This window comes from Hoeflea sp. BAL378 (assembly GCF_000759435.1).
Classification (GTDB): domain Bacteria; phylum Pseudomonadota; class Alphaproteobacteria; order Rhizobiales; family Rhizobiaceae; genus Hoeflea.
Genome location: NZ_JRJG01000110.1, coordinates 24,582 through 48,467, shown reverse-complemented (window position 1 = coordinate 48,467; position 23,886 = coordinate 24,582). Strand labels below are relative to the sequence as shown.

The following is a 23,886-nucleotide window of genomic DNA, read 5'->3' as shown; positions in this document are numbered from 1 at the left end:
CCCCGCCGATGCCGCGGGGAAAACCCCGGGCGTGGATTGCGCCCGGGCAGCGGGAAGGACATGATCGCCTTGCGGTCGCAACCGGGCGACCTACATCCTGTGTCCCGTCTCCGTCCCACCGCCAAGGCTTCAATGTCATCCGCCACGCCCTCACAGACTGCGCCTGAGCCGGATCTGGCGGCGCTGCTGCTTGCCTGGTACGACCGGCATGCGCGCGCGCTGCCCTGGCGGGTGAGCCCCGCCGAAAGGGTCCATGGCGTGGTGGCCGATCCCTACCGGGTCTGGCTGTCGGAAATCATGCTGCAGCAGACCACCGTGCAGGCAGTGAAGCCCTATTTCGCCGCTTTCGCCAAGCGCTGGCCGCGCGTCACCGATCTCGCCGCCGCCGAGACCGAGGACGTGATGAAGGCCTGGGCCGGACTCGGCTATTATTCCCGCGCCCGCAATCTCAAGCGCTGCGCCGATGTGGTGGCGGCCGAGCATGGCGGCCGGTTCCCCGACACCGAGGAAGGCCTGCGCACCCTGCCCGGCATCGGCCCCTACACCGCCGCGGCGATCGCGGCGATCGCCTTCGACCGAAGGGCGGCGGTGGTCGACGGCAATATCGAGCGCGTGTTCACACGGCTCTACGAGATCGACACGCCGCTGCCCTCGGCCAAGACCGAGATCCGCGCCGCCGTCGACGCGGCGACGCCGGAGCAGCGGCCTGGCGATTTCGCGCAGGGCCTGATGGATCTTGGTGCTACCATCTGCACGCCGCGGCGGCCGGCCTGTGCGCTGTGCCCGTTCACCGAAACCTGTCTCGCCCGCCTGTCCGGGCGGCAGGAGCAGTTTCCGGTCAAGCCGGCGAAGAAGGTGAAGCCGGTGCGGCTGGGGGCGGCCTTCGTGGCCGAACGGGGCGACGGCGCGGTGCTTCTGGTCAAGCGCCCGGACCAGGGCCTGCTCGGCGGCATGACCGGGGTGCCCACCACCAACTGGACGGTGCGGGCCGATGGCGCGACCAGCGCCACATCGGCGCCTTTTGCCGCGGACTGGCGCAGCCGGGGCGTGGTTTCACACGTGTTCACACATTTTGAATTGCGGCTCGAGGTTTTTCATGCGGTTGTCACCGCCGCCCCCGATCATGGGGGCTGGTGGAGCGACAGCGATTCGCTGCCCGGCGAAGCGCTGCCCACCGTGATGAAGAAGGCGCTGAGGGCCGCGTTCCCGGCGCTGTTCAGAAAAGGCAAACCATGAGCGAGACAATCCCGCCCGCAGGCCAACCCGTGCGCCATATCGTGTTCGATATCGGCAAGGTGCTGATCCATTACGATCCGAACATTCCCTTCAGCCAGCTGATCCCGGACGAGGCGGAGCGCGCCCGCTTCTTCGACACCGTGTGCACCCATGAATGGAATCTCGAACAGGACCGGGGACGCGGCTGGCCCGAGGCGGAGGCGTTGCTGATCGACCAGTTCCCCGACCAGGCCGAGATGATCCGCGCCTTCCGGCAGCACTGGCACGAGATGGTGAGCCACGCCTATGCCGACAGCGTCGACATCATGCTCGACCTGGTCCAGCAGGGCCGCGACGTGACGATGCTGACCAATTTCGCCGCCGACACCTTCAGCGAGGCGCGGGAGAGGTTTCCCTTCCTCAAGGTCCCGCGCGGCGTCACCGTGTCGGGCGAGATCGGCCTGATCAAGCCGGACCGCGAGATCTACGACACCCATGTCGCCAGCTTCGATCTGGATCCCGCCGCCTGCCTGTTCATCGACGACAGCCAGAAGAATGTCGATGGCGCCATCGCCGCGGGCTGGCAGTCGGTGCTGTTCACCGGGGCCGGGCAACTCAGGGCGGACCTGGCGCGGTTCGGGCTCTAGCCTGGTCCGCCCCGGCGCCGCGGCTCAGGCGGGAAAGCGGAACAGGTCGGCATCCGCATCGGGCTTGCCGTTCACCTCGGCCTTGAGGAGTTCGGAGGCAATCTGGCTGAAGGTGATGCCGTTGCCGCCAAAGCCCATCACCGCGAAGGCGCGGCTCATGCCGGGGACCCGGTCGATATAGGGCAGCCCCGTCGGGGTCACGCCGAAGCCCGCCGACCAGGCGAAGTCCGGCTCCGGCAGCTTGATGCCGAGCAGAGCGGAGATCTTCTTGACGATCCGTTTCGGCTTGGATTTCATCTTGGCCGCCGAATGATAGGCCTCGGGGTCGTCCTCGTCCTCGCCTCCGGCGATCAGGCGGCCGTCGCGGGTCATGCGGAAATAGAGATAGGGATCGGCGGCTTCCCAGACCAGCGTGTCGGCGAGCCATTTCGGCAGCGTCTCCATCGGCGGCGTCGCGATCGCCCAGGTGGAGGCGATGGAATGGCTTTTCTGGGCGACGCTTTCGAGGAATTCGTAGCCGGTGCAGAACACCACATGGCCCGCTTCGAGCAGCGATCCCGAGGAGGTGGCGAGCACCACCCGGTCGCCGAATTCGCCGAGGTCGGTGATCTCGACGCCCTGGACGATCTCGATGCCGCGCTCCCGGGCGGCGCGCAGCAGGCCCGCGGTCATCTGCGCCGGATTGCAGGAGGCGGAGGCCTGGCTGAGCAGGCCTGCCTCCCGGTCGAGCCCGTAGCCGGTCTCGACCTCGGCGCCGTCAAGATATGTGACTTCGAGCCCCGCCGCCTGCCGCGCCCGGAATTCGGCGCTCAGCTTCCGCGCGCCGCCGCCCTCGCCGGCGAGGTACAGCGTCTGCTTTTCCCGGAAGCTGCAGGCAAGTTCGAGCGCCGCCACCTTGCTTCCGAGCGCCTTGACCGAGGCCGCCGAGCGGCGCCAGGCGCGGGCCGCGGGCTCCTCGCCGATCATCCGGGCGAGATCGCTCAGCGGCGTGTCGATCTCGTGCTGGATCATGGCTGTGCTGGCCATGGTCGATCCGGTGACGGGCTTGCGCCGGTCGATGACGAGGATCGAGCGTTTGCCGTCGGCAAGCGCCTCGGCCGCCAGCGCCCCCGAAATGCCGGCGCCGACGATGATCACGTCATAGGTTCTGGATGCACAGGATTTCGAGGTGACGACGCTGATCGAGGGCGTGGATGCCCACAAGGGCATGGAGTCGCGAAGGTCGCGTTTTCGGGTGGCGGCGTCCATCGGCATCTCCTGGGTGACAGCGGCTCACAACCGCTCAGGCGCGCATTGGTTCCCCCGCGCGGGTGCGAATTCGGCATTATCGGTCAATAGGTTTTTTCCGCGAAGGGCGTGGAACGGACCCGCAGACCAGACGTTGGACGATGCCACCCCCAACGGAGACACCACCATGAAAACTCTTGCAGATGCTTTCGAACATACACTCCAGGACATCTACTACGCCGAGAACGCCTTGACCAAGGCGTTGCCGAAGGTCGCCAAGGCGGCGACGAGCAAGAAGCTCAAGGACGCCGTCGAGAGCCATCTCGCGGAAACCAAGGAGCAGATCAAGACCCTCGACAAGGTCTTCAAGTCCATCGGCAAGAAGCCCGAGGGCGAGAAGTGCGACGCGATCGAAGGCCTGATCAAGGAAACCGACGGCCTCATCGAGGAAGCCGAAGGCGAAGCGCTCAACGCCATGCTGATCGGCGCCTGCCAGGCTGTCGAACATTACGAGATCGCCCGCTACGGCACGCTGCGCGAATGGGCGAAGGTTCTCGGACACACCGAGGCGCATGACCTGCTCACGGCCATCCTCGACCAGGAAAAGGCGGCGAACTCGAAGCTGACCAATCTGGCCGTTTCGGAAATCAACGAGGCCGCCTGAGGCCCGAAGACCCCTCGCCTGCCGGACCTGTTCCGGCGGGCGGACCTTCCCGGACATGCATCAGGGCTGTGGTGACGCAGCCCTGATGTTTCGTTTCAAGTGGCGAGGGAGTCCGGTCGCGGCGAGGTTCCCCCCGCTTGCCAGGGATCGCGACAGCCGCCTCGGCGCCTCAGTCCGCGCTGTCGGCGGCGGGCACTTCCACCTCTTCCTCGATCACGGGGCGGCCCGAGAGAAACTGGCCGAAAGCGTTCATCGATTCGAAATTGTCGCAGAGAACCTTGACGACCACCAGGATCGGTACCGCCATCAGCGCGCCGAGCAGGCCCCACAGCCAGCCCCAGACGGTCACGGTCAGGAACACGGCGACGATGTTGAGTTCGAGCCGGCGCCCGACGATCATCGGCGTGAGGAAATTGCCCTCGAGGATGGTGAAGCCCAGATAGATGGCGGGCGCAACCAGGGCGGCTCCGAGCGTCGGATAGACGACCATCGCCGTGGCCGCCACGGCCACGGCCCCGCCCCAGGCGCCGATGAAGGGGAGAAAATTCAGAACCGCCGCGATGCAGCCCCACATGACCGGGTTCGGCATGCCGTAGAGCCACAGGCCGGTGCCGATCGCCACGCCAAGTCCCGCATTGATCAGGGTGATGGTGAACAGGTAGCGCGACACCTGGCGCTCGACGTCGTAGATCACGCGCAGCGCCCGCTTCTTCTCGCTCAGCAGGGGCATGATGCCGACGATCTTCTCGTAGAACAGCGTGCCGGTCGACAGCAGGAACATCGCGAGGATCAAGGCGACCACGAGGGTGGTGAGGCCGACAAAGGCATTGGATGCCGCGGCGCTCAGAAGAGCCGGCTGCTGGACCACCACCTTCTGGGCCTCGTTGCTCGACGGGCCATCGGTCAGGGTCTCGACCTGCTCGCTCGCCTCCTTCACCGCCGCGATCTCGTCGCGATATTCGGCGAATTTCTCCCGGATCTTCAGCCCCGTTTCCGGCGCGGACGACACCAGATCGGAAATCGGCCCGGACAGCGAATAGGCGCCGACCCCGAGGCCTCCGGCGAGAAAGACGATGATCAGGAACGCCGAGATGGCCGCGGGAATGCCGCGCTTTTCGGCGAACCGGACGACCGGTCTCAAGGTCTGGGCGATCAGCAGCCCCAGCACCATCGGCATCACCACATCCTGGGCGACGAACAGCACCTGGGCGACCAGAACGATAAAGATGCCGATCAGGACCCGCTTGATCGTCGTCAGGTCCTGTTGGGGAAGAGGCGTCTGCGCATCCATAGGGAACCTCACCGGAAAAGACAAAAAGGCCGCGCCCGGAACGGGCTGCGGCCAGTTGGCAAGGATCGAGGTTTGAAACTCAAACCTTGTTGCCCAGAGCGCCCTTGACGGATCCGGTCACGTCCTGCACGGCGCCCTTCACCTTCTGCGCCTTGCCTTCGGCCTGGAGCCGTTCGTTGCCGGTTGCCTTGCCGACAGTGTCCTTGACCTCGCCCGCAACCTTGTTGCCGGCGGCCTTCGTCTTATCAATCATCTTGCCCATGACAAGTCTCCTGTGAGCCGCTCGAATGCGGCGCTGACCAAGCAAGCTGTTGCTTGCCTGCAATAACGCCTGACACTGATTGTGGTTCACCGGCATTTGCCGGAATGTCGCGAATTTTTTCCGGCGGTGTCCGGTGAGGGCATGCCGCCCTCGCCAAACAAGACGCCCGGGCTGTGTTTCCACATCCCGGGCGCTGCATGACCGGCGGGGACTGAAGGTACTTGACCCGCCGGATCCGGTGTCCGCGCGCTATCCGGCGCGCGCCATCTCCTGCCTGATGGCGGTGCGGTAATCGTCGATCAGCTTGAGGCCGTCGGGTGTGTCGACATGCCAGAAGGTCCAGCCGTTGCAGGCGTCGAAGCCCTGCACCACGGCGCCGATCTTGTGGATCGAGCCGGCGGTGCCGTTGGCGGCCAGCGTTCCGTCGGCGCGGATGATCGCCTGGTGCTTGCGCTTGGCGTCGAACAGCACGTCGCCGGGTTTGACATGGCCGGCCTCGATGAGCACGTTGAAGGCCACCCGCGGCTCGGCGCGCTTGCCGGTCATCACCGTGAGTTCGTTCTTGCCGAGCGGCTCGACCGCATCGATGCGGGCGCGGGCGGCGTCGATGTAATCCTGCTCGCGCTCGATGCCGACGAAATGCCGGCCGAGCCTGCGGGCGACGGCGCCGGTGGTGCCGGAGCCGAAGAAGGGATCGAGCACGACATCGCCGGGCTTGGACGAGGCCATCAGCACGCGGGCAAGAAGCGCCTCGGGCTTCTGGGTCGGGTGCACCTTGCGGCCGTCCTCGCCCTTGAGCCGTTCGCCTCCGGTGCAGATCGGGAACAGCCAGTCCGAGCGCATCTGCACGTCGTCATTGGCGGCCTTCATGGCTTCGTAGTTGAAGGTGTAGCTCTTGGCCTTCTGGTCGCGCGAGGCCCAGATCATGGTCTCGTGCGCGTTCTGGAACCGGCGGCCGCGGAAATTCGGCATCGGGTTGGTCTTGCGCCAGACGATGTCGTTCAGGAGCCAGAAGCCCAGGTCCTGGAGCTGCGAGCCGACGCGGAAGATGTTGTGGTAGGAGCCGATCACCCAGATGGTGCCGTTGGGCTTGAGCACGCGGCGGCAGGCGAGCAGCCAGGCGCGGGTGAAGGCGTCGTAGGCGGCGAAGCTCTCGAACTGGTCCCAGTGATCGTTGACCGCGTCGACCATCGACTGGTCGGGGCGGGCGAGATCGCCACCGAGCTGGAGATTGTAGGGCGGATCGGCGAAGATGACGTCGACCGAGTTGGCGGGAAGCGCCTCGAGCGCCGCCACGCAGTCGCCCTTGATGATCGTGTCGAGCCAGGACTGGCGGGTGGCGGTGACGGAACGGATTTCGGCAAGCGATACTGACTGGGCCATGGGGATACTCACATTACGCATACGCAACAACTGAGCCTCATGGTTACCGAACAGGGTAAACATCCGGTGAACGGCGCGCCGGCTCATCCCTTTTCGGGATCCCGAGGCGGCAGAAAGGCGCCCGCGCTCGCCGGCCGGGCTTGCGCCGTACTCTTGCCGGATGCTTCGCCAGCGGTGCAGGCGCCCCATCTGTCCTTGCCTGCGGAGAGGCCATGCTGTACGTGCGGTGGCCTCCCGTCCCTTCCGTCTCCCCTTTAGCAGGAGCAGTCCCATGCCCGGTTTCGACCTCATCATCTATGATTGCGACGGCGTTCTCGTCGACAGCGAGATCATCGCGGCGCAGGTGGAATCCGAGCTTCTGACCGAAGCGGGCTTTCCGATCAGCGTCGAGGAAATGGCCGAGCGCTTCGCCGGACTGACCTGGAAGGACATCCTGTTCGAGGTGGAGCGCCAGTCAAGCATTCCGCTGTCGGCGCGGCTGCTCGACGAGTCCGAGCGGCTGCTCGACATCCGGCTCGCGGCCGAGGTGCAGGCCATCGACGGCGCCATGGAAGCGATCCTCAGGATCCCCGGACCGCGCTGCATATGCTCGAATTCCACCCTGCCGCGGCTCAGGACCATGCTCGCGCGCACCGGCATCGACCGGCTGTTCGGCGAGCACGTCTATTCGGCGCGAGACCTCGGCGAAGGCCGCACCAAACCCGCGCCAGACGTGTTCCTGCATGGCGCCAGCCAGTTCAACGTCAAGCCGTCAGGCGTCCTGGTGATCGAGGATTCGGTGCATGGCATCCATGCGGCGACCGCCGCCGGCATGCGCGTGGTGGGCTTCACCGGCGGCTCGCACAGCTTTCCCGGCCATGCCGACCAATTGACCGAAGCCGGGGCGGAAACCGTGATCCGGCGCATGAGCGACCTCCCCGCCACGGTCGAGGCGCTGGCGGGCTGGTCCGAGCTTCTCTGACGGACAGCGGGTCTCAGGGGGTGTCGTAGGGGCCCGGGTCGAAGCCGACATAGAGCTTGACCGAGCGGGCGGAGGCGGCCGGAAAGGTGACGCTGGAATTGGTGAAGATGAACTGCTCGGCCGGCATGCCTTCGAGAAGGGTCACCGGGTGCTTCTGCAGGTCCGAGTAAAGCACGTTCTCGCCTTCGATCACGGCGACGCGGACCGGCACTTCGACCGTCCCGGCCTTGCCCGCCGGGCCTGTAACCACGCGCCCCGACACCGCGACGGTGATGATCATCTGGTCGCCGCTGATGCGGCACTGCCGCGTCGTGTCGGAGATCGAGGCCTGGTGCATGATCTTGGCCGGATCGCCGTCGCCGCCCTTGGCGAATTGCCGGTAATAGGCCGTGCCCTCGCGCAGGACGACCTGGGGGCAGGTCCCCTGGATGACTTCGGAATTGGTCACCGGATCGATCGCAGCCTGCTGGCCGCCCGCGCCGGGATTGAGAACGGCGCGCGGATCGGCCGATGTGCAGCCGGCGATCAGGGCGGCGCCCAGGAGAGCAGGAACGAAACGCAACAATCTGTCTGACACGATACACCTACCTTTATCCGCACTTGGCCGGGAGAAACCCCTCCGGTCGGAGTGTGGCCTTTGCATGACGAGCGCCCATGGTCTATATCAGCCGCGCGGCGAAAATTCGACCGGCGTTATCTCATCTTGCGCGATCCGCGTCCACCACCGGAGAAATTGTCTGTGGACTATATTTCAACTCGAGGCGAAGCGCCTTCATTGGGTTTCAGCGATGCCTTGCTGGCTGGGCTGGCCCGCGACGGTGGGCTTTATGTGCCGAGCCAGTGGCCCGTCTTCACCCGCAAGGACATCCGCGGCTTTCGCGGCCAGAGCTACCAGGAGATCGCCTTCCGGGTGATCGAGCCGTTCACGGCGGGCGAGATCGAGCCTGAGTCGCTGCGCGCCATGATCGACGAGGCCTACGCCACCTTCCGCCATCCGGCGGTGGTGCCGCTCACGCAAAGCGGCGCCAATGCCTTCGTGCTCGAGCTGTTCCATGGGCCGACGCTCGCCTTCAAGGACGTGGCGATGCAGCTCATCGCCCGGCTGATGGACCACGTGCTGGCCAAGCGCGGCGAGCGCGCCACCATCGTCGGCGCCACCTCCGGCGACACCGGCGGCGCGGCGATCGACGCCTTTGCCGGGCGCGACCGCACCGACATCTTCATCCTGTTTCCCGAAGGCCGCGTGTCGCCGGTGCAGCAGCGGCAGATGACCACGTCGAAGGCCGGCAATGTCCATGCGATGGCGCTCAAGGGCAATTTCGACGACTGCCAGGACCTGGTCAAAGCCATGTTCAACCACGGCCCGTTCCGCGATCGGGTGCGCCTGTCGGGCGTCAACTCGATCAACTGGGCGCGGATCATGGCCCAGATCGTCTATTACTTCACCGCCGCCGTCTCGCTCGGCAGCCCCGACCGCAAGGTCTCGTTCACGGTGCCCACCGGCAATTTCGGCGATGTCTTCGCCGGCTATTGCGCCAAGCGCATGGGGCTTCCGATCGACAGGCTGGTGATCGCCACCAACGAGAACGACATCCTGGCGCGGACGATGAAGACCGGGCGCTACGAGATGCGCGGCGTCCACCCCACCTCCTCGCCCTCGATGGACATCCAGATCTCGTCGAATTTCGAGCGGCTGCTGTTTGACGCCTTCGGACGCGATGCAGGCGCGGTGCGCCGGGCGATGTCGAGCCTCAAGCAGTCCGGCGCCTTCGATATCGACGAGCCGGCGCTCAAGGCGATCCGCAAGGAGTTCCGCGCCGGCCGGGCGAGCGAACGCCAGGTCATGGCGATGATCCGCGACACCCAGGCCGCGACCGGATACGTTCTCGATCCCCATACCGCCGTGGCGGTTCATGTCGCAAACAGGTTCGAAAAACCGTCGGCGCCGATGATCACGCTGGCGACCGCGCATCCGGCGAAATTCCCCGATGCCGTAAAAAAAGCCTGTGGTATTGACCCCGCGCTCCCGTCGTGGCTCTCTGACCTGATGCAACGGGAGGAACGGTTCAGCGTATTGCCCAATGAACAGGACAAGGTGGAAGCCCATATCCTGTCCCTGACGCGGGCATCGCGATGATCCGGGGAAAGTGACAGTATGAAAGTTCAGACAACCACTCTCGGCAATGGCGTCACCGTCGTGACCGAAACGATGCCCCACCTGGAGAGCGTGGCTCTCGGCGTCTGGGTGAAATCCGGCTCGCGCGACGAGACCGCGGCCGAACATGGCATCGCCCATCTGCTCGAGCACATGGCGTTCAAGGGCACCCGCAAGCGCAGCGCCCGGCAGATCGCCGAGGAGATCGAGAATGTCGGCGGCGAGCTCAATGCCGCGACCTCGACGGAAACCACCTCCTATTACGCCCGCGTGCTCAGGAACGACGTGCCGCTGGCCATCGACATCCTGCACGACATCCTCACCGACTCGGTCTTCGACGAGGATGAGCTGACCCGCGAAAAACACGTGATCCTGCAGGAGATCGGCGCCGCCAACGACACGCCCGACGATGTCGTCTACGACAAGTTCACCGAAGCCGCCTTCCGCGACCAGACCATCGGCCGGCCGATCCTGGGGACGCCGGAGACGGTCAAATCCTTCACCCCGGCGCAGATCCGCGCCTATCTCGCCCGCCATTACACCGGCGACCGCGTGGTGGTGGTCGCCGCCGGCGCTGTCGACCACGACGCCTTCGTCAAGCTGGTCGACGAGCGCTTCGGCCAGTCGATCATGCCGACGGGAACGCAATTACGCGCCATCCCGACCGCCAAGTACACTGGCGGCGACTATCGCGAGAGCCGCGACCTGATGGACGCCCAGGTGCTGATCGGCTTCGAGGGCCGGGCCTACCAGGTGCGGGATTTCTACTGCTCGCAACTGCTCGCCAACATCCTGGGCGGCGGCATGTCCTCGCGGCTGTTCCAGGAAGTGCGCGAAAAGCGCGGGCTTTGCTACTCGGTCTACGCCTTCCACTGGGGATTCTCGGATTCGGGCCTGTTCGGCGTCCATGCCGCAACCGGCGCCGAGGATCTGGCCGAACTGGTGCCGGTCATCCTGTCGGAACTCGCCAAGGCCGCCGACGGCGTCGAGGAGCAGGAAATCAACCGCTCGCGCGCCCAGGTCCGCTCGGGCCTTTTGATGGCGCAGGAAAGCCCCGCGGCCCGCGCCAGCCAGATCGCCCGCCAGATGCTGTTGTTCGGGCGCCCGGTCAGCAATGCCGAACTGATGGAGCGGCTCGCCAACCTCACGCCCAAGCGCCTGTCGGACCTTGCCGGACGGCTGTTCTTCGATACCCCGATCACGGTGTCGGCGATCGGGCCGATCGGCAATCTGCTGACGATCCCGGACATGGCCCACACACTTGGCAGACATGGCGGGCGCACCGCCGCGGCCGAGTAAACCTGCAAGGATCAGTCCCGCCATGGCGCCTCCGGTGTTTCGTTTCCGCAGCCGGGCACTCGACGAGTTCCGGCTGGAAGGGGAACGGACCTATCTGCGCCATCCCGTGGTGGGCGATCATGCCGAATGGGCCAAGCTCCGGGCGGCAAGCCGGGAATTCCTCGAACCCTGGGAGCCGCGCTGGCCGGAGGACGACCTCACCCGCCCGGCCTTCCGCTACCGGATCCGGCGCTACGAGGCCGACCGCGAGGCCGGCGTGGCGCTGCCCCTGTTTGTCTGCCACAAGTCCACGGGACGGCTCGTCGGCGGCGTGACGCTGGGCGCGATCCGGCGGGGGGCGGCGGATTGCTGCGCGCTCGGCTACTGGATGGGGGAGCAGCATGCGGGCAAGGGCCTGATGGCCGACGCGCTTAAATCCCTCATTCCCCATGTGTTTGACAGGATGCGGTTGCACCGGATAGAGGCGGCCTGTATTCCCGACAACCAGAGGAGCCAGCGCGTCCTTGAAAAGGTCGGGTTTCAGCGTGAGGGATACTTGCGCGGCTACCTGAAGATCAATGGCGCCTGGCGCGATCACCTGCTCTACGCGCTGGTTGCCGACGACTGGCAGTCCATGCGTGCGAAAGGATCCGGTTCCGGCGGATGATATGCAATTCCCGATTCACTGATGTCCGGTCGATGCGCGCCCTGGCGGCCTGCCGCGTCCGGGCGGCGCTCTGCCTGCTGTTGATGTGCCTGGTCATGGCCCTTGCGCCGGCGGCGCATGCCATCGAGCCGGTCAAGATCAGCCGCGACGACACCGCGCTCGACCTCACCGCCACGACCGAGATCTACAAGCGCCGCGGCGAGGCCTTCCAGGTCTCCACCGCGGCCGGATCGGACGGGATCGTGCGGCGGATCGAGGTCCGCGCCAGTTCGACCCAGCATTCGGGCGACTGGGCGGTGTTCGCGCTCGCCAATGTCACCGACGAGCAGATCGACCGGCTGATCGTCGCGCCGCATTTCCGGCTGGTCGGCTCGGGCATCCTCTGGCCCGATCTCGGCTCGGCGCGCATCCTGAGCATCACGCCGAGCGAAGGCTTCGCGCTCGACAAGGTCGAAAGCAGCGAGGACGACGTCTTCCGCATCACCCTCAATCCGGGCACGGTGATCACCTTCGTCGCCGAACTGGCGGCGCCCCAACTGCCGCAGATCTATCTGTGGGAGCCGGAGGCCTACAAGGACACCGTCAACGCCTACACGCTCTACCGCGGCATCGTGCTCGGCATCGCCGGCCTGCTCGCGGTGTTCCTGACCATCCTGTTCGTGGTCAAGGGCACGTCGATGCTGCCCGCCACCGCGGCGCTGGCCTGGGCGGTGCTGGCCTATGTCTCGGTGGATTTCGGGTTCCTCTCCAAGCTGATCAGCGTCACGCCCGGCGACGAGCGGATCTGGCGCTCGGGCACCGAGGTGCTGCTCGCCACCGGGCTCGTGGTGTTCCTGTTCACCTATCTCAATCTCAACCGCTGGCACACCAATCTCTCCTACGTCACCGTGGCCTGGATCCTTGGCCTGGGCGGGCTGTTCGCGGTGGCGATCTACGACCCGCCGGTGGCCTCCGGCATCGCCCGCATGTCGTTCGCCGCCACGGCGCTCGCGGGCGTGGCGCTGATCGCCTATCTGGGCTTCAACCGCTACGACCGGGCGGTGATGCTGATTCCCACCTGGGCGTTGATCTTATGCTGGCTGTTCGGGGCCTGGGTGACCGTGACCGGCCAGCTCGCCAACGACATCGTCCAGCCGGCGCTCGGCGGCGGCCTGGTGCTGATCGTGCTCTTGATGGGCTTCACCGTGATGCAGCACGCCTTTGCCGGCGGCGCCTATCACCAGGGGCTGTTTTCCGACATGGAGCGCCAGGCGATGGCGCTGGCGGGCTCGGGCGACACGGTCTGGGACTGGGACGTCGCCAGGGACCGGCTCGTCACCTCGCCCGACCTCGCGCCGCAGCTCGGCCTTTCTCCGGGCGCGCTCGGGGGACCCGCGCGCAACTGGCTGCCGCGCATCCACGCCGACGACCGCGACCGGTTCCGCACCGCGCTCGACGTCATGCTCGAGCACCGCAGGGGCCGGCTCAGCCACCAGTTCCGCATGCGCGCCGAGGACGGCCATTACCACTGGATGTCGCTCCGCGCGCGTCCGGTGCTGGGATCGAACGGCGAAGTCATCCGCTGCGTTGGCACCATCATCGACGTCACCGAGCAGAAGACCTCGGAAGACCGGCTGCTGCACGATGCGGTGCACGACAACCTGACCGGGCTCCCGAACCGGCAATTGTTCCTCGACCGGCTGCAGACCATGATCTCGATGGCCGAGCGCAATCCGGATGTGCGGCCGAGCGTGTTCATGGTCGATCTCGACCGGTTCAAGCAGGTCAATGACAAGCTCGGCATGTCGGTCGGCGACACGATCCTGCTGGCGTTGACGCGGCGGATGAAGCGGCTCCTCAAGCCGCAGGACACGCTGGCCCGCATCTCGGGCGACCAGTTCGGACTGGTGCTGGTGTCGGAGCAGGACGCGGTCAAGGTGGCAGCACTCGCCGAGGCGATCTCCAAGGCGATTTCCGCGCCGATCGATTTCGCCGGACAGGACATCAGGCTCACCGCCTCGATCGGCCTGGTGACCTGGGTCGAGAACAACGCCGTGCCCGACGACCTGATGAAGGACGCGGAGCTGGCGATGTACCAGGCCAAGCGCTTCGGCGGCAACCGGATCGAACCGTTCCGGCCGGCCTTCCGCACCGTCGGCTCTGACCGGCAGCGACTCGAGAGCGACCTGCGCCGGGCGGTGGAACGGCGCGAGCTGAGGCTGGTCTACCAGCCGATTGTCGAGCTGAAGGACGCCGAGATCGCCGGCTTCGAGGCCCTGCTCCGATGGGAAGATCCCAAGCGCGGCACGGTGCCGCCGTCCGAGTTCATTCCCGTGGCGGAGACCTCCGACCTGATCCTCGAACTCGGCATGTACTCGCTCAAGCAATCGGCCGAAGACCTGGCGCGCTGGCAGGAGACGCTGGGCGAATTGCCGGTGTTCATGTCGGTCAACCTGTCGAGCGCGCAGCTTCTCAAGAGCGATCTGTGCAACGACGTGATCAAGGTGATCTCGGCCACGCGCTGCGACCCGACCCGGTTCCGGCTGGAACTGACCGAGACCCTGGTGATGCACAATCCGCAGCAGGCGCTGATGACGCTGTCGCGGTTGGCCGACGCCGGCATCGGGCTGACGCTTGATGATTTCGGCACCGGGCATTCGTCGCTCGCCTATCTCACGCGGTTCCCGTTCAAGACCCTCAAGATCGACAAGTCGCTGGTGATCGACCGCTCCGACAAGGGCGGCATCCTGATCCGCTCGATCGTCGAACTCGCCAAGCAGCTCGACATGCGGGTGGTGGCCGAGGGCGTGGCCTCGGAGGAGGACGCGATCAAGCTCTCGGAGATGGGCTGCGATTACGGCCAGAGCTTCCTGTTCGGCCCGCCGATCGGCACGGATTCGGTGCAGAAGCTCTTGAGGGAGCGTTTTCCGGTGGCCAAGGCGAGCTGAGACGCATCGTCGTCCATCCACGCCTCACCGGCGCAAAGCCGCGCTCAGGCGTGGCCGGCCTCGGTCGACAGCATGGCCGCGGAGATTCCCATCGACGCCAGGACCCGGTCATATTTGGTCGTGTGATCGGGATCGAAGACGATGTCGTCGCTCGCCGGGCAGCTCAGCCAGGCATTGGCGAAGATCTCGTTTTCGAGCTGGCCGGGCGCCCAGCCGGCATAGCCGAGCAGCATGATCCCGCGCCGCGGGCCGCAGCCGTCCTTGATGGCGCGCAGGATGTCGACGGTGGCCGTCAGGCACAGGTCGTCATTGACCGGCATGGTCGACTGGCTGATGTAATCGTCCGAATGCAGCACGAAGCCGCGTCCGGAATCGAGCGGGCCGCCGAGCTGGATCGGAAAGTCGCGGGCGCATTCGCTCATCCCGATCTTCCGGGCGGGACGTCCCCGGGGCTGGACCCGGCCGTCCAGATCGAGGTTCTGGACCAGGTCCTCGAAGCTCAGCGGCTGCGGGCGGTTGAGGATGAAGCCCATGGCGCCGTTCTGCGAATGGGCGCAGACGAAGATGACGGTGCGCTCAAAGCGCTCGTCGGTCATTCCCGGCATGGCGACCAGGAAATGCCCGTCCAGGCACCCCCGGTCCCGCCGGGACAGATGGTCTTCGATCCCTAGCATCAGTGAATGCTACCAAGTTTTGGGGTTTTGGAAAGGGGATAAAGCGCCGCGCCGCAAACTTGGCGCTCAAGCACCACCGCCGATCTCCGGCACGGCGGCCCTTTGCCATCGCCCGTGCGCAAGCCCGGAAGCGCGCTCCGAACGGGCTGCATGGGCCTCCCCGGCATTGGCCGGGGACCGGCCGGTCACGGAAATATGAGCGTCCGGCCCGCCGGATTGAATGGATTTGGAAACCCCGGTTCGGCTAGACTGGCGCCATGAACCTGCATCGCCCCGCCTCGCCCCCCCGCCGGGCGTTTCTCCTGAGCGCCGCAGCAGCCGTTGCGCTTTGCCTCGGCGCCGCGCCGGCCCTGTCGCTCGACAGCGGCTGGGCCGAGACCGAAGGCGGGCGCATGCGGCTCCTGATCGACCCCTCCCCGCGCGAGGACGGGACCATCACCGGCATTCTCGATGTCGCGCTCGAGCCCGGCTGGAAAACCTACTGGCGCGATCCGGGCAGCGCCGGCATCCCGCCGATGCTGGATTTCTCGCGGAGCCAGGGCATCACGCTGCAGTCGATGCAGTACCCGCCCCCGGTGCGCGTCGATGACGGCTATGCGATCTGGGCCGGCTACACCGCGCCGGTCCGCTTCCCGCTGACCTTCCGCCGCGAGGGCTCCGGCGACGCCCGGATCCGCGCCAGCGCCTTCATCGGCATCTGCGAGAAGATCTGCGTTCCGTTCCAGGCCGAGTTCGAGGTCGACCTGCCCCGGGGCGCTGTCGCCGGAGACGGAGCCGAGGACGCGGTCCGGCACGCCTTCGACAGCCTGCCCGAGGCCGCAAGTTCGGACTTCAACGTGGAAAAGACAGCTCTCGCCCGCGATGGCGCCGAGCTCGAGATCTCCGCCAGCCTGCCTGGCTTCCGGCCCGCGGGCATAGCGCCGGAACTCTTCGTCGCCGGACCCGACGGATTTGCCTTCGCCCCGCCGCAGCTTGCCTCCGACGACGGCGGCTCCGCCCGCTGGACAGTCCGGGTGGAACGCGTGTCCGACGCGGCAAGAAAGGCCGATAGCGCCATACTCGACGTGGTCGTTACCCTGGGTCAGCGGGCGATGGCGCAGAGCGTGGCGGTCGAGGGGTTCGCGCGGGAGTGACCCGTGCGGTTTTTTCAAGATCGCCACTCGCAATTGGCGCATGAAACACTAAATTCGACCCATGACATCAACGGCAACAAGGGAGCGCCGACGTGACGATTGCAATTGGGGACAAACTGCCCGAGGCCACTTTCAAGGAGAAGACCGCCGACGGGATGGCCGAGACCAAGGTGAGCGACCTGTTTACCGGCAAGAAGGTCGTGCTGTTCGCCGTGCCCGGCGCCTTCACGCCCACCTGCACCCTCAACCACCTGCCCGGTTTCCTCGAGAACCGCGACGCCATCCTGGCCAAGGGCGTGGACGAGATCGCCGTGGTTTCGGTCAATGACGCCTTCGTCATGGCGGCCTGGGAAAAGGCCACCAAGGGCACCGGCAAGCTGCGCTACCTGTCGGACTGGGACGCGGGCTTCACCAAGGCTATCGGCATGGACGCCGACCTGTCCGCCGGCACGCTGGGCATCCGCTCGAAGCGCTATTCGATGATCGTCGAGGACGGCAAGGTGACCGCGCTCAACGTCGAGGACTCGCCGGGCCAGGCCGTCACCTCCGGGGCTGCTGCCCTGCTCGAACAGCTCTGATCCACGCAGATCGAGGAAACGTCAGACGGCGCTCCTGCGGGGCGCCGTTTTCTGTTTGAAAGGAGCCATGCCGGCGCGGGCAAGTTCGTCGGCGCGCTCGTTCTCGATGTGGCCGTCATGGCCCTTGACCCAGTGCCACTTGACCTTGTGGCGCTGGTTGGCCTGGTCCAGCGCCTGCCAGAGCTCGGCATTCTTGACCGGCTTCTTGTCAGCGGTTTTCCAGCCGTTCTTCTTCCAGCCGAAGATCCACTTGGAGATGCCGTCCATGACGTATTTGCTGTCGGTGTAGAGATCGACCTCGCAGGCGCTCTTGAGCGCGCTCAGCGCCGAGATCGCCGCCAGCAGTTCCATGCGGTTGTTGGTGGTCTCGGCCTCGCCGCCCGACAGCTCCTTCAACGTCTCGCCGTGGCGCAGGATGGCGCCCCAGCCGCCCGGGCCCGGATTGCCCGAACAGGCGCCGTCGGTGAAAATCTCGACATGCTTCACGATATCAGATCCTTTGTGCGCAGACCGTATTCGGCCGCAGAGGCGACCTTGCGGTGGAACCGCAACTTGCGCAGATATTCGAGCGGGTCCTTCTTGACCACCAGCGCGCCCTCGGGCGTGGTCAGCCAGTCGTGCAGCCGGGTGAGGAAGAACCTCAGCGCCGCGCCGCGCGCCAGCAGCGGCAGGGCGTCGACCTCGCGCGGCTCGAGCGGGCGCACCGACACATAGCCGTCGATCAGCGACATGCCCTTGGTGTGGTTGAAGGCGCCGTCGGGCTCGAAGCACCAGGCGTTGAGGCAGATGGCCACGTCATAGACGAGGAAATCGTTGCAGGCGAAATAGAAATCGATCAGCCCGGACAGCCGGTCGCCGATGAAGAACACGTTGTCGGGGAACAGATCGGCATGGATCACCCCCTCGGGCAAGCTGTCGGGCCAGCCGCGCTCGAGCGCCTCAAGGTCGGCGTCGATCTCCGCCTTCAGCCCCGGCTGGACTTCGTCGGCGCGGTCGCGCGAGCCGTCCCACAGCGGCCGCCAGCCCGCCACCGAGAGCGCGTTGACGCGGCGGATCGAAAAATCCCGGCCGGCCAGGTGCATTTCGGCCAGCGCACGCCCCACCTCGCGGCAGTGCTGGGCCTGCGGCTTGCGCAGCCAGGCGCCGTCGAGGAACGACACCATCGCCGCCGGACGCCCGGCCAGCTCGCCCAGATGGCCGCCGTCGCGCCGCGTGATCGGCAGCGGGCAGCTCAGGCCCTTGAGCGCCAGGTGATCCATCAGGCCGATGAAGAACGGCAGGTCGTCGCGGTTGACGCGCTTTTCGTAAAGCGTGAGGATGAAGGTGCCCGCGGTGGTGCGCAGCAGGAAGTTGGAATTCTCCACGCCCTCGGCGATGCCCTTGTAGGACAAGAGCGTGCCCACGTCATATTCGCCCAGGAAGGTCCTGAGCTGGTCTTCGTTGACGTCTGTGTAGACCGCCATGCTTACTCAACTCCATTGACAAAGGCCATGTCGGCGACGGTCAGCTCCACGTCGCGCAGCTCGCGGTTGACCAGGAAATTCTCGGTTTCGCGCACGGTCTCGGCGAGTTCTATCGTGGCGTCGAAGCGCGCCTTGAAGGCCTCGATGATCTCATCGACCACCACTTCCGGCGCCGAGGCGCCTGCCGAGATCCCCAGGAGACCGATGTCGCCGATCGCGTCCCAGTCGATCTCGTGGGCGCGCTGCAACAGGATCGACTGCTTCGCGCCGGCCTTGAGCGCGACCTCGACCAGGCGCTTGGAATTGGAGGAATTGGGGGCGCCGACGACGACGAACAGATCGCAGCCGGGCGCCGCCTGCTTGACCGCCTCCTGGCGGTTGGTGGTAGCGTAGCAGATCGATTCGGCTGCGGGCGCGGTGATCAGCGGGAACTTCGCCTGCAGGCGCGCGATCACGTCGGCGGTGTCGTCGACCGACAGCGTGGTCTGGGTGACGAAACCGAGCGCCGCCGGATCGGCGGGCTGGAAGGCGTCGACATCGGCCACGGTTTCCACCAGCGTCACGGCGCCGGGCGGCAACTGCCCCATGGTGCCGATCACCTCGGGGTGGCCCTTGTGGCCGATCAGCACGACGTGGCGGCCGAGTCGCTCGTGCCGCATCGCCTGCTTGTGCACCTTGGAGACGAGCGGACAGGTGGCGTCGAGATAGAACAGGTTGCGCGAGGCGGCGTCGGCGGGCACGGATTTCGGCACGCCATGGGCCGAGAAGATCACCGGCTGGGCGTGATGCTCGGCCGGGATCTCGTCGATCTCCTCGACGAAGATCGCGCCCAGCGACTCGAGGCCCTCCACCACATAGCGGTTGTGGACGATCTCGTGGCGGACATAGACCGGCGCGCCGTATTTCTTGAGCGCCAGCACCACGATCTGGATCGCGCGGTCGACGCCGGCGCAAAATCCGCGCGGGCCGCAGAGCCTGATGGTCAGGGGAGTTTTGGTCATTGGATCATTCATGGGTTCAGCCAAACAGGATCAGGACGCCAGCAGCACGACGCCGAGGGCGATCGCCGCGGGCAGCGCCTGGATCACGAAGATCTTGCGCGACGCGGTCGCCCCGCCATAGAGGCCCGCCACGAGAACGCAGCCAAGGAAAAACAGTTTGAGCTCGAAAGCAACCGCCGCATCCGGATGGACCAGCGACCAGATCAGGCCCGCGGCGAGAAATCCGTTGTAGAGCCCCTGGTTGGCCGCCATCACCTTCGTCTGGGCGGCCTGGTCGGGTTTCAGTCCGAACGCCTTCATGCCGCGCGGGGTGGTCCACAGGAACATCTCGAGCACGAGGATATAGACATGCTCGAGGGCCACGAGCGCCACCAGAATGATTGCCAGAATTTCCACCCGTGCACCTCTTCGCTTGCTGCCGAACACCCCGATACCATGCCGGCGCGGTGCCGCACCAGCCGCTTTCAGGATTTCCGTCTCACCCAGGCAAACACGCTCACCCCCGCCAGCGCCAGCGCCAGCCCGTACCAGGTGATCGCGTATTGCAGGTGGCTGTTGGGCAGGTCGATCACCGTGACCCCTCCCCTGGGCAGCCCGCCCGGGACCGGCGTGGCATCGGCGTCCAGGAAGAACGGCAGCACCTGGCCCTCGGGCAGACCGGCGCTCGCGGCCATGCGGTCCAGGTCCTTCCAGTAGAAGATGTTGCCGGCCTCGTCGTTGTCGGGCACCAGCGAAGACGGCTTTTCGGCGAGCCTGGCGCGCGCCAGCCCGGTGATGCGCTGCGCACCCGCAACCAGGCTTTCCGGACGCGTCGATGCCTCCTTGCGGTCGTAGGGCACGAAGCCGCGGTTGACGAACAGGAAGCGGCCGTCAGCCAGTTGCAGCGGCGTGTAGAGGTAATAGCCCGACTGGCCTTCGAAGGTGGCGAAGAAGTGGCGCTCCTTGTCGTGCAGGAACGTGCCCGAGGCGCTGGCCGCGCGGTAATCGACCGGCCGGCCCGCCTGAAGCTCGGCCTCGACGCCGGCCACGTCGAGCGGCTCGGCATGCCGCCGCTGCTCGATCGACGCCAGCAGGTCCTCCTTCCAGTGCAGCCGCTTGACCTGCCAGGTTCCGAGCGACACGAGGATCGCCAGCGCCACCGGCAGCAGCACCAGGGCCGCCCAGAACCGCCTTTGGCGCCGCGGCGGTTTCGCCATCTCCGTCTCAGCCACGGTCGATCTTACCCTCGGCCGCCTTGTTGCGGTACTGGAGCGCGATCATCAGACCCTTGAGGGCGCGCAGCAGCGTGAGCGTCAGCACCGTCGCCAGCGGGATCCACAGGATCAGGTGCACCCAAAGGGCCGGGCTGTAATTGACCTCGAGCCACAGCGCCAGGCCGACGACGATGAAGCCGATGATGAGGATGACGAACACCGCCGGACCGTCGCCGGCGTCGGCGAAGGAATAGTCGAGCCCGCAGACCGAGCATGTCGGCTTGACGCCGAGGAGGCCCTCGAGCATCGCGCCCTCGCCGCAGCGCGGGCAGCGGCCGCGCAGGCCGACCGACACCGGGTCGACCGGTGGATAATGCGCCTCGTCCTTGGTCATGGTCAAAGTCCTCGCTCGATCAGGGTGACTGCAAAAAGCCGAAATGCGAAGGGCGGCGGGTTTCCCCGCCGCCCCGATATAGGTCGGTCCAAGGCGTTTTTCAGCCGTGGTGGATCGGCGCACCCCAGGATCCCCACACATAGATGGAGAAGAACAGGAACAGCCAGACCACGTCGACGAAGTGCCAGTACCAGGCGGCCGCCTCGAAGCCGAAATGCTGCTTGGGCGTGAAATCGCCCTTCATCGCGCGGATCAGGCAGACGATCAGGAAGATCGTTCCGATCAGCACGTGGAAGCCGTGGAAGCCGGTGGCCATGAAGAACGTGGCGCCGTAGATCGATTCCTTGAAGGCGAACGGGGCATGGACATATTCATAGGCCTGGACGGCCGAGAACAGGATGCCGAGCGCCACGGTGAGCGCCAGGCCGTTGACCAGGCCCCTGCGGTCGCCGTGCAGCAGCGCATGGTGGGCCCAGGTCACCGTCGTGCCCGAGAGCAGCAGGATGATGGTGTTGTAGAGCGGCAGGTGCAGCGGGTCGAGCACCTCGATGCCTGCGGGCGGCCACTGGCCGCCGGTGAAGGCGGCGCGGGCGACCTGATGGACTTCATCGGGGAACAGGCTGGCGTCAAAGAAGGCCCAGAACCAGGCGACGAAGAACATCACTTCCGAGGCGATGAACATGATCATGCCGTAGCGCAGGTGCAGGCCGACCACGCGGGTGTGGTGGCCCTCATGGGCCTCCTTGATGGTCGCCGACCACCAGCCGAACATGGTGTAGAGCACGATGGCGAGACCGACCAGGAACAGAACCGGGTTGGTGATCGGCATGCCGAGCAGCGAATCGGCGCCCTTCAGGCCCTGCATCCAGCCGATGCCGCCAAGCGCCATGACGAGCGCGCCGATGGATCCCATCAGCGGCCAGGGGCTTGGATCAATGATGTGGTAGTCGTGGTTCTTTTGATGCGCGTCGGCCATGTCAGCTTTCCCCCATGGTCATCAGTCCAGCCCCGGACAGCAGGTCCGAAGCCCAGTTGCTCTTACAAGGTTTCATTGTCTTGCACCGGCTCCGCCACGGCCGCAACGGGATTTTCCGGTGCGTGGGAGAAGAAAGTGTAGGACAGGGTGATGGTGTCGACATCCTTGGCGTCCGGATCGTCGACGATTGCCGGGTCGACGAAGAAGACGACCGGCATGTTCATGACTTCACCGGGCTTGAGTTCGTTCTCGGTAAAGCAGAAACACTGGATCTTGTTGAAGTAGGCGCCCGCCGACATCGGCGTGACGTTGAAGGTCGCCTGGCCGTAGGTCGTGGACTCGGAGCGGTTCTCCGCGGTGTAGGCGATCTGGATGGTTTCGCCGATCCTGAGCTCGACCTCGCGCTGGTCCGGCTTGAACGTCCAGGGCAGGCCGGCGGCCACGTTGGAATCGAAGCGGACCTTGATGGTGCGGTCGAGGATCGTGTCGGACATCTGTTCGACGCGCTGCGTCGTGCCGCCGTATCCCGTCACCTGGCAGAAGAGCTGGTAGAGCGGCACGGCGGCGTAGCTGACGCCGACCATCGACAACACGAAGGCCGAGCAGGCGAGAACGATGCGCCTGTTGGCCGGATTGGCTGTCTTGCCGGGCTTGTCGCTCATGGCTTTTTCCTCACATCGGCCGGTCGAAGATGCCGGGGCCGACCTTGATGATCGTCACCACGTAAAACAGCACGACCAGGCAGGCGAGAACGATGCCGAGCGCCACCGAGCGCGAGCGCCGCGCCTTCTTCTGCCGTTCGGTGAGTTCAACGTGATCCATGATTACACCACCACGCCGAAGAACTTGGTGACCAGCGCATCGACCAGCAGCGCGGTGAAGATGCCGAACAGGTAGAGCAGCGAATAGCCGAACAGCTTCTTGGCCGGGATCATCTTCTTGTCGCCGTCGGCCATGCGCCAGACCTGGACCGCATACCAGATGAAGGCCACGCCGAGCAGGGCGGCAACGACCCCATAGGCGATGCCGGCGAAGCCCATCAGCGTCGGCACGACGCCGCTCACGGCGGTGAGCACGGAATAGATCACGATCTGGGTCTTGGTGGCGCGCTCGCCGGCGACATTGGGCAGCATCGGCACGCCGGCGCGTCCGTAGTCTTCCGCCTTGAACAGCGCCAGGGCCCAGAAATGCGCCGGCGTCCACAGGAAGATGATGGCGAACAGGGCGATGCTCTCGATCGAGATCGAATTGGTCACGCAGGCCCAGCCGATGATCGGCGGGAAGGCGCCGGCGGCGCCGCCGATGACGATGTTGTGCGGCGTCGAGCGCTTGAGCCACATCGTGTAGACGACGGCGTAGAAGAAGATGGTGAAGGCCAGAAGGCCGGCCGACAGCCAGTTGACCATCAGGCCGAGCATCGCCACCGAGAAGACCGACAGGAACAGGCCGAAGGCCAGCGTCGCGTCGGCCGAGATCCGGCCCGCGGGCACCGGGCGCTTGGCGGTGCGGCCCATCAGGATGTCGATGTCGGCGTCGTACCACATGTTGAGCGCGCCCGAGGCGCCTGCGCCGACGGCGATCGACAGCACCGCGATGAAGCCGAGCACGGGATGGATCTCGCCCGGCGCCATCAGCAATCCGACGAGAGCGGTGAAGACAACCAGCGACATGACGCGCGGCTTCAGAAGCGCGAAGAAATCGCCTGCGTCGCCGTCCAGGACCTGGCCGGCAGCGGGCATCGTCGGAGCTTTGTAGTCGTTGGTCATTGCCATGGGCAACTTGCCTTTCCCTCGTCTT

The 23,886-nt window shown here is 65.9% G+C and carries 26 protein-coding genes; 10 read left to right on the top strand and 16 right to left on the bottom strand.

The features are described 5' to 3' along the window. The first annotated feature begins 132 nt into the window (after nt 1-132). Nucleotides 133-1,236: an A/G-specific adenine glycosylase gene (mutY, locus tag LL06_RS20245; protein ID WP_035530997.1), complete on the top strand. Its 1,104-nt coding sequence runs from the start codon at nt 133-135 to the stop codon at nt 1,234-1,236. Beyond that, complete coding sequence (locus tag LL06_RS20240; protein ID WP_035530995.1) at nt 1,233-1,862, top strand: HAD family phosphatase; 630 nt, start codon at nt 1,233-1,235, stop codon at nt 1,860-1,862. The genes mutY and LL06_RS20240 overlap by 4 nt, the downstream gene beginning before the upstream one ends. 24 nt (nt 1,863-1,886) lie before the next feature. Here the strand turns inward: LL06_RS20240 and LL06_RS20235 are convergent, their stop codons facing one another. Continuing rightward, nucleotides 1,887-3,116: an FAD-binding oxidoreductase gene (locus tag LL06_RS20235; RefSeq protein ID WP_035530993.1), complete on the bottom strand. Its 1,230-nt coding sequence runs from the start codon at nt 3,114-3,116 to the stop codon at nt 1,887-1,889. 160 nt (nt 3,117-3,276) lie between these two features. On the opposite strand from LL06_RS20235, the gene LL06_RS20230 reads away from it, so the two are divergent. Beyond that, complete coding sequence (locus tag LL06_RS20230) at nt 3,277-3,753, top strand: ferritin-like domain-containing protein (protein ID WP_035530991.1); 477 nt, start codon at nt 3,277-3,279, stop codon at nt 3,751-3,753. A gap of 169 nt (nt 3,754-3,922) precedes the next feature. Here the strand turns inward: LL06_RS20230 and LL06_RS20225 are convergent, their stop codons facing one another. From LL06_RS20225 to LL06_RS20215, 3 genes are all read right to left on the bottom strand, one after another. Then, nucleotides 3,923-5,044: an AI-2E family transporter gene (locus LL06_RS20225; RefSeq protein ID WP_052161761.1), complete on the bottom strand. Its 1,122-nt coding sequence runs from the start codon at nt 5,042-5,044 to the stop codon at nt 3,923-3,925. Between the two features lie 79 nt (nt 5,045-5,123). Next, nucleotides 5,124-5,297, bottom strand: coding sequence for a CsbD family protein (locus LL06_RS20220; protein ID WP_244447194.1), 174 nt, complete (start codon nt 5,295-5,297; stop codon nt 5,124-5,126). Between the two features lie 258 nt (nt 5,298-5,555). Then, the gene (locus LL06_RS20215; RefSeq protein WP_035530984.1) at nt 5,556-6,689 is read right to left on the bottom strand and encodes a site-specific DNA-methyltransferase; all 1,134 of its coding nucleotides are present in this window, start codon (nt 6,687-6,689) and stop codon (nt 5,556-5,558) included. A 271-nt stretch (nt 6,690-6,960) separates the two neighbouring features. Between LL06_RS20215 and LL06_RS20210 the strand changes: the two genes are divergently transcribed. Beyond that, nucleotides 6,961-7,650, top strand: a complete 690-nt coding sequence (locus LL06_RS20210) for an HAD family phosphatase (RefSeq protein ID WP_035530982.1) — start codon at nt 6,961-6,963, stop codon at nt 7,648-7,650. A 13-nt stretch (nt 7,651-7,663) separates the two neighbouring features. Here the strand turns inward: LL06_RS20210 and LL06_RS20205 are convergent, their stop codons facing one another. Next, complete coding sequence (locus tag LL06_RS20205) at nt 7,664-8,227, bottom strand: hypothetical protein (RefSeq protein WP_244447191.1); 564 nt, start codon at nt 8,225-8,227, stop codon at nt 7,664-7,666. 162 nt (nt 8,228-8,389) lie between these two features. On the opposite strand from LL06_RS20205, the gene thrC reads away from it, so the two are divergent. From thrC to LL06_RS20185, 4 genes are read left to right on the top strand one after another with little or no spacing between them, the layout of a single operon-like run. After that, nucleotides 8,390-9,787 (top strand): threonine synthase, encoded by a 1,398-nt coding sequence (thrC, locus tag LL06_RS20200; protein ID WP_035530978.1) that lies wholly within the window; start codon nt 8,390-8,392, stop codon nt 9,785-9,787. Nucleotides 9,788-9,805: 18 nt separating this feature from the next. Next, nucleotides 9,806-11,104 (top strand): pitrilysin family protein, encoded by a 1,299-nt coding sequence (locus LL06_RS20195; protein WP_035530976.1) that lies wholly within the window; start codon nt 9,806-9,808, stop codon nt 11,102-11,104. Nucleotides 11,105-11,126: 22 nt separating this feature from the next. Then, entirely contained in the window at nt 11,127-11,750 is a 624-nt protein-coding gene (locus LL06_RS20190; protein WP_035530973.1) for a GNAT family protein, read from the top strand. Between the two features lie 32 nt (nt 11,751-11,782). Further along, a complete protein-coding gene (locus LL06_RS20185) occupies nt 11,783-14,677 on the top strand; it encodes an EAL domain-containing protein (protein ID WP_035530971.1) in 2,895 nt (964 codons plus the stop codon). A 44-nt stretch (nt 14,678-14,721) separates the two neighbouring features. Here LL06_RS20185 and LL06_RS20180 read toward each other — a convergent pair whose 3' ends face one another. After that, the gene (locus LL06_RS20180; protein ID WP_035530969.1) at nt 14,722-15,351 is read right to left on the bottom strand and encodes a YqgE/AlgH family protein; all 630 of its coding nucleotides are present in this window, start codon (nt 15,349-15,351) and stop codon (nt 14,722-14,724) included. A gap of 257 nt (nt 15,352-15,608) precedes the next feature. Here LL06_RS20180 and LL06_RS20175 point away from each other — a divergent pair, with 257 nt between their 5' ends. Next, the gene (locus tag LL06_RS20175; protein ID WP_052161760.1) at nt 15,609-16,484 is read left to right on the top strand and encodes a protein-disulfide reductase DsbD domain-containing protein; all 876 of its coding nucleotides are present in this window, start codon (nt 15,609-15,611) and stop codon (nt 16,482-16,484) included. Nucleotides 16,485-16,576: 92 nt separating this feature from the next. Then, nucleotides 16,577-17,062, top strand: coding sequence for a peroxiredoxin (locus tag LL06_RS20170; protein ID WP_035530967.1), 486 nt, complete (start codon nt 16,577-16,579; stop codon nt 17,060-17,062). Nucleotides 17,063-17,083: 21 nt separating this feature from the next. Here the strand turns inward: LL06_RS20170 and rnhA are convergent, their stop codons facing one another. The 10 genes from rnhA to LL06_RS20125 all read right to left on the bottom strand — a co-directional run bounded on the left by rnhA (nt 17,084) and on the right by LL06_RS20125 (nt 23,861). Further along, nucleotides 17,084-17,548, bottom strand: a complete 465-nt coding sequence (gene rnhA / locus LL06_RS20165) for a ribonuclease HI (protein WP_035530965.1) — start codon at nt 17,546-17,548, stop codon at nt 17,084-17,086. Further along, nucleotides 17,545-18,525 carry a homoserine kinase gene (locus LL06_RS20160; RefSeq protein ID WP_035530963.1) on the bottom strand — a complete coding sequence of 327 codons (981 nt, stop codon included), beginning with the start codon at nt 18,523-18,525 and terminating at the stop codon, nt 17,545-17,547. Before LL06_RS20160 ends, rnhA begins: the two co-directional genes overlap by 4 nt. Nucleotides 18,526-18,527: 2 nt before the next feature. Further along, the gene (gene ispH / locus LL06_RS20155; RefSeq protein WP_173426131.1) at nt 18,528-19,526 is read right to left on the bottom strand and encodes a 4-hydroxy-3-methylbut-2-enyl diphosphate reductase; all 999 of its coding nucleotides are present in this window, start codon (nt 19,524-19,526) and stop codon (nt 18,528-18,530) included. A gap of 30 nt (nt 19,527-19,556) precedes the next feature. After that, on the bottom strand, nt 19,557-19,922 hold the full coding sequence (locus LL06_RS20150; protein ID WP_035530958.1) for a DUF1304 domain-containing protein: 366 nt from the start codon (nt 19,920-19,922) through the stop codon (nt 19,557-19,559). A gap of 68 nt (nt 19,923-19,990) precedes the next feature. Then, nucleotides 19,991-20,722: an SURF1 family protein gene (locus LL06_RS20145; protein WP_035530956.1), complete on the bottom strand. Its 732-nt coding sequence runs from the start codon at nt 20,720-20,722 to the stop codon at nt 19,991-19,993. A gap of 7 nt (nt 20,723-20,729) precedes the next feature. Continuing rightward, a complete protein-coding gene (locus tag LL06_RS20140) occupies nt 20,730-21,113 on the bottom strand; it encodes a DUF983 domain-containing protein (RefSeq protein ID WP_035530954.1) in 384 nt (127 codons plus the stop codon). 100 nt (nt 21,114-21,213) lie between these two features. Continuing rightward, on the bottom strand, nt 21,214-22,089 hold the full coding sequence (locus LL06_RS20135) for a cytochrome c oxidase subunit 3 (RefSeq protein WP_035530952.1): 876 nt from the start codon (nt 22,087-22,089) through the stop codon (nt 21,214-21,216). Nucleotides 22,090-22,151: 62 nt separating this feature from the next. Continuing rightward, a complete protein-coding gene (locus LL06_RS20130; RefSeq protein WP_035530949.1) occupies nt 22,152-22,751 on the bottom strand; it encodes a cytochrome c oxidase assembly protein in 600 nt (199 codons plus the stop codon). 10 nt (nt 22,752-22,761) lie between these two features. Beyond that, nucleotides 22,762-22,911: a hypothetical protein gene (locus LL06_RS27975; protein ID WP_162835379.1), complete on the bottom strand. Its 150-nt coding sequence runs from the start codon at nt 22,909-22,911 to the stop codon at nt 22,762-22,764. Nucleotides 22,912-22,913: 2 nt separating this feature from the next. Further along, nucleotides 22,914-23,861: a heme o synthase gene (locus LL06_RS20125; RefSeq protein ID WP_035530947.1), complete on the bottom strand. Its 948-nt coding sequence runs from the start codon at nt 23,859-23,861 to the stop codon at nt 22,914-22,916. Between the last annotated feature and the right edge of the window lie 25 nt (nt 23,862-23,886).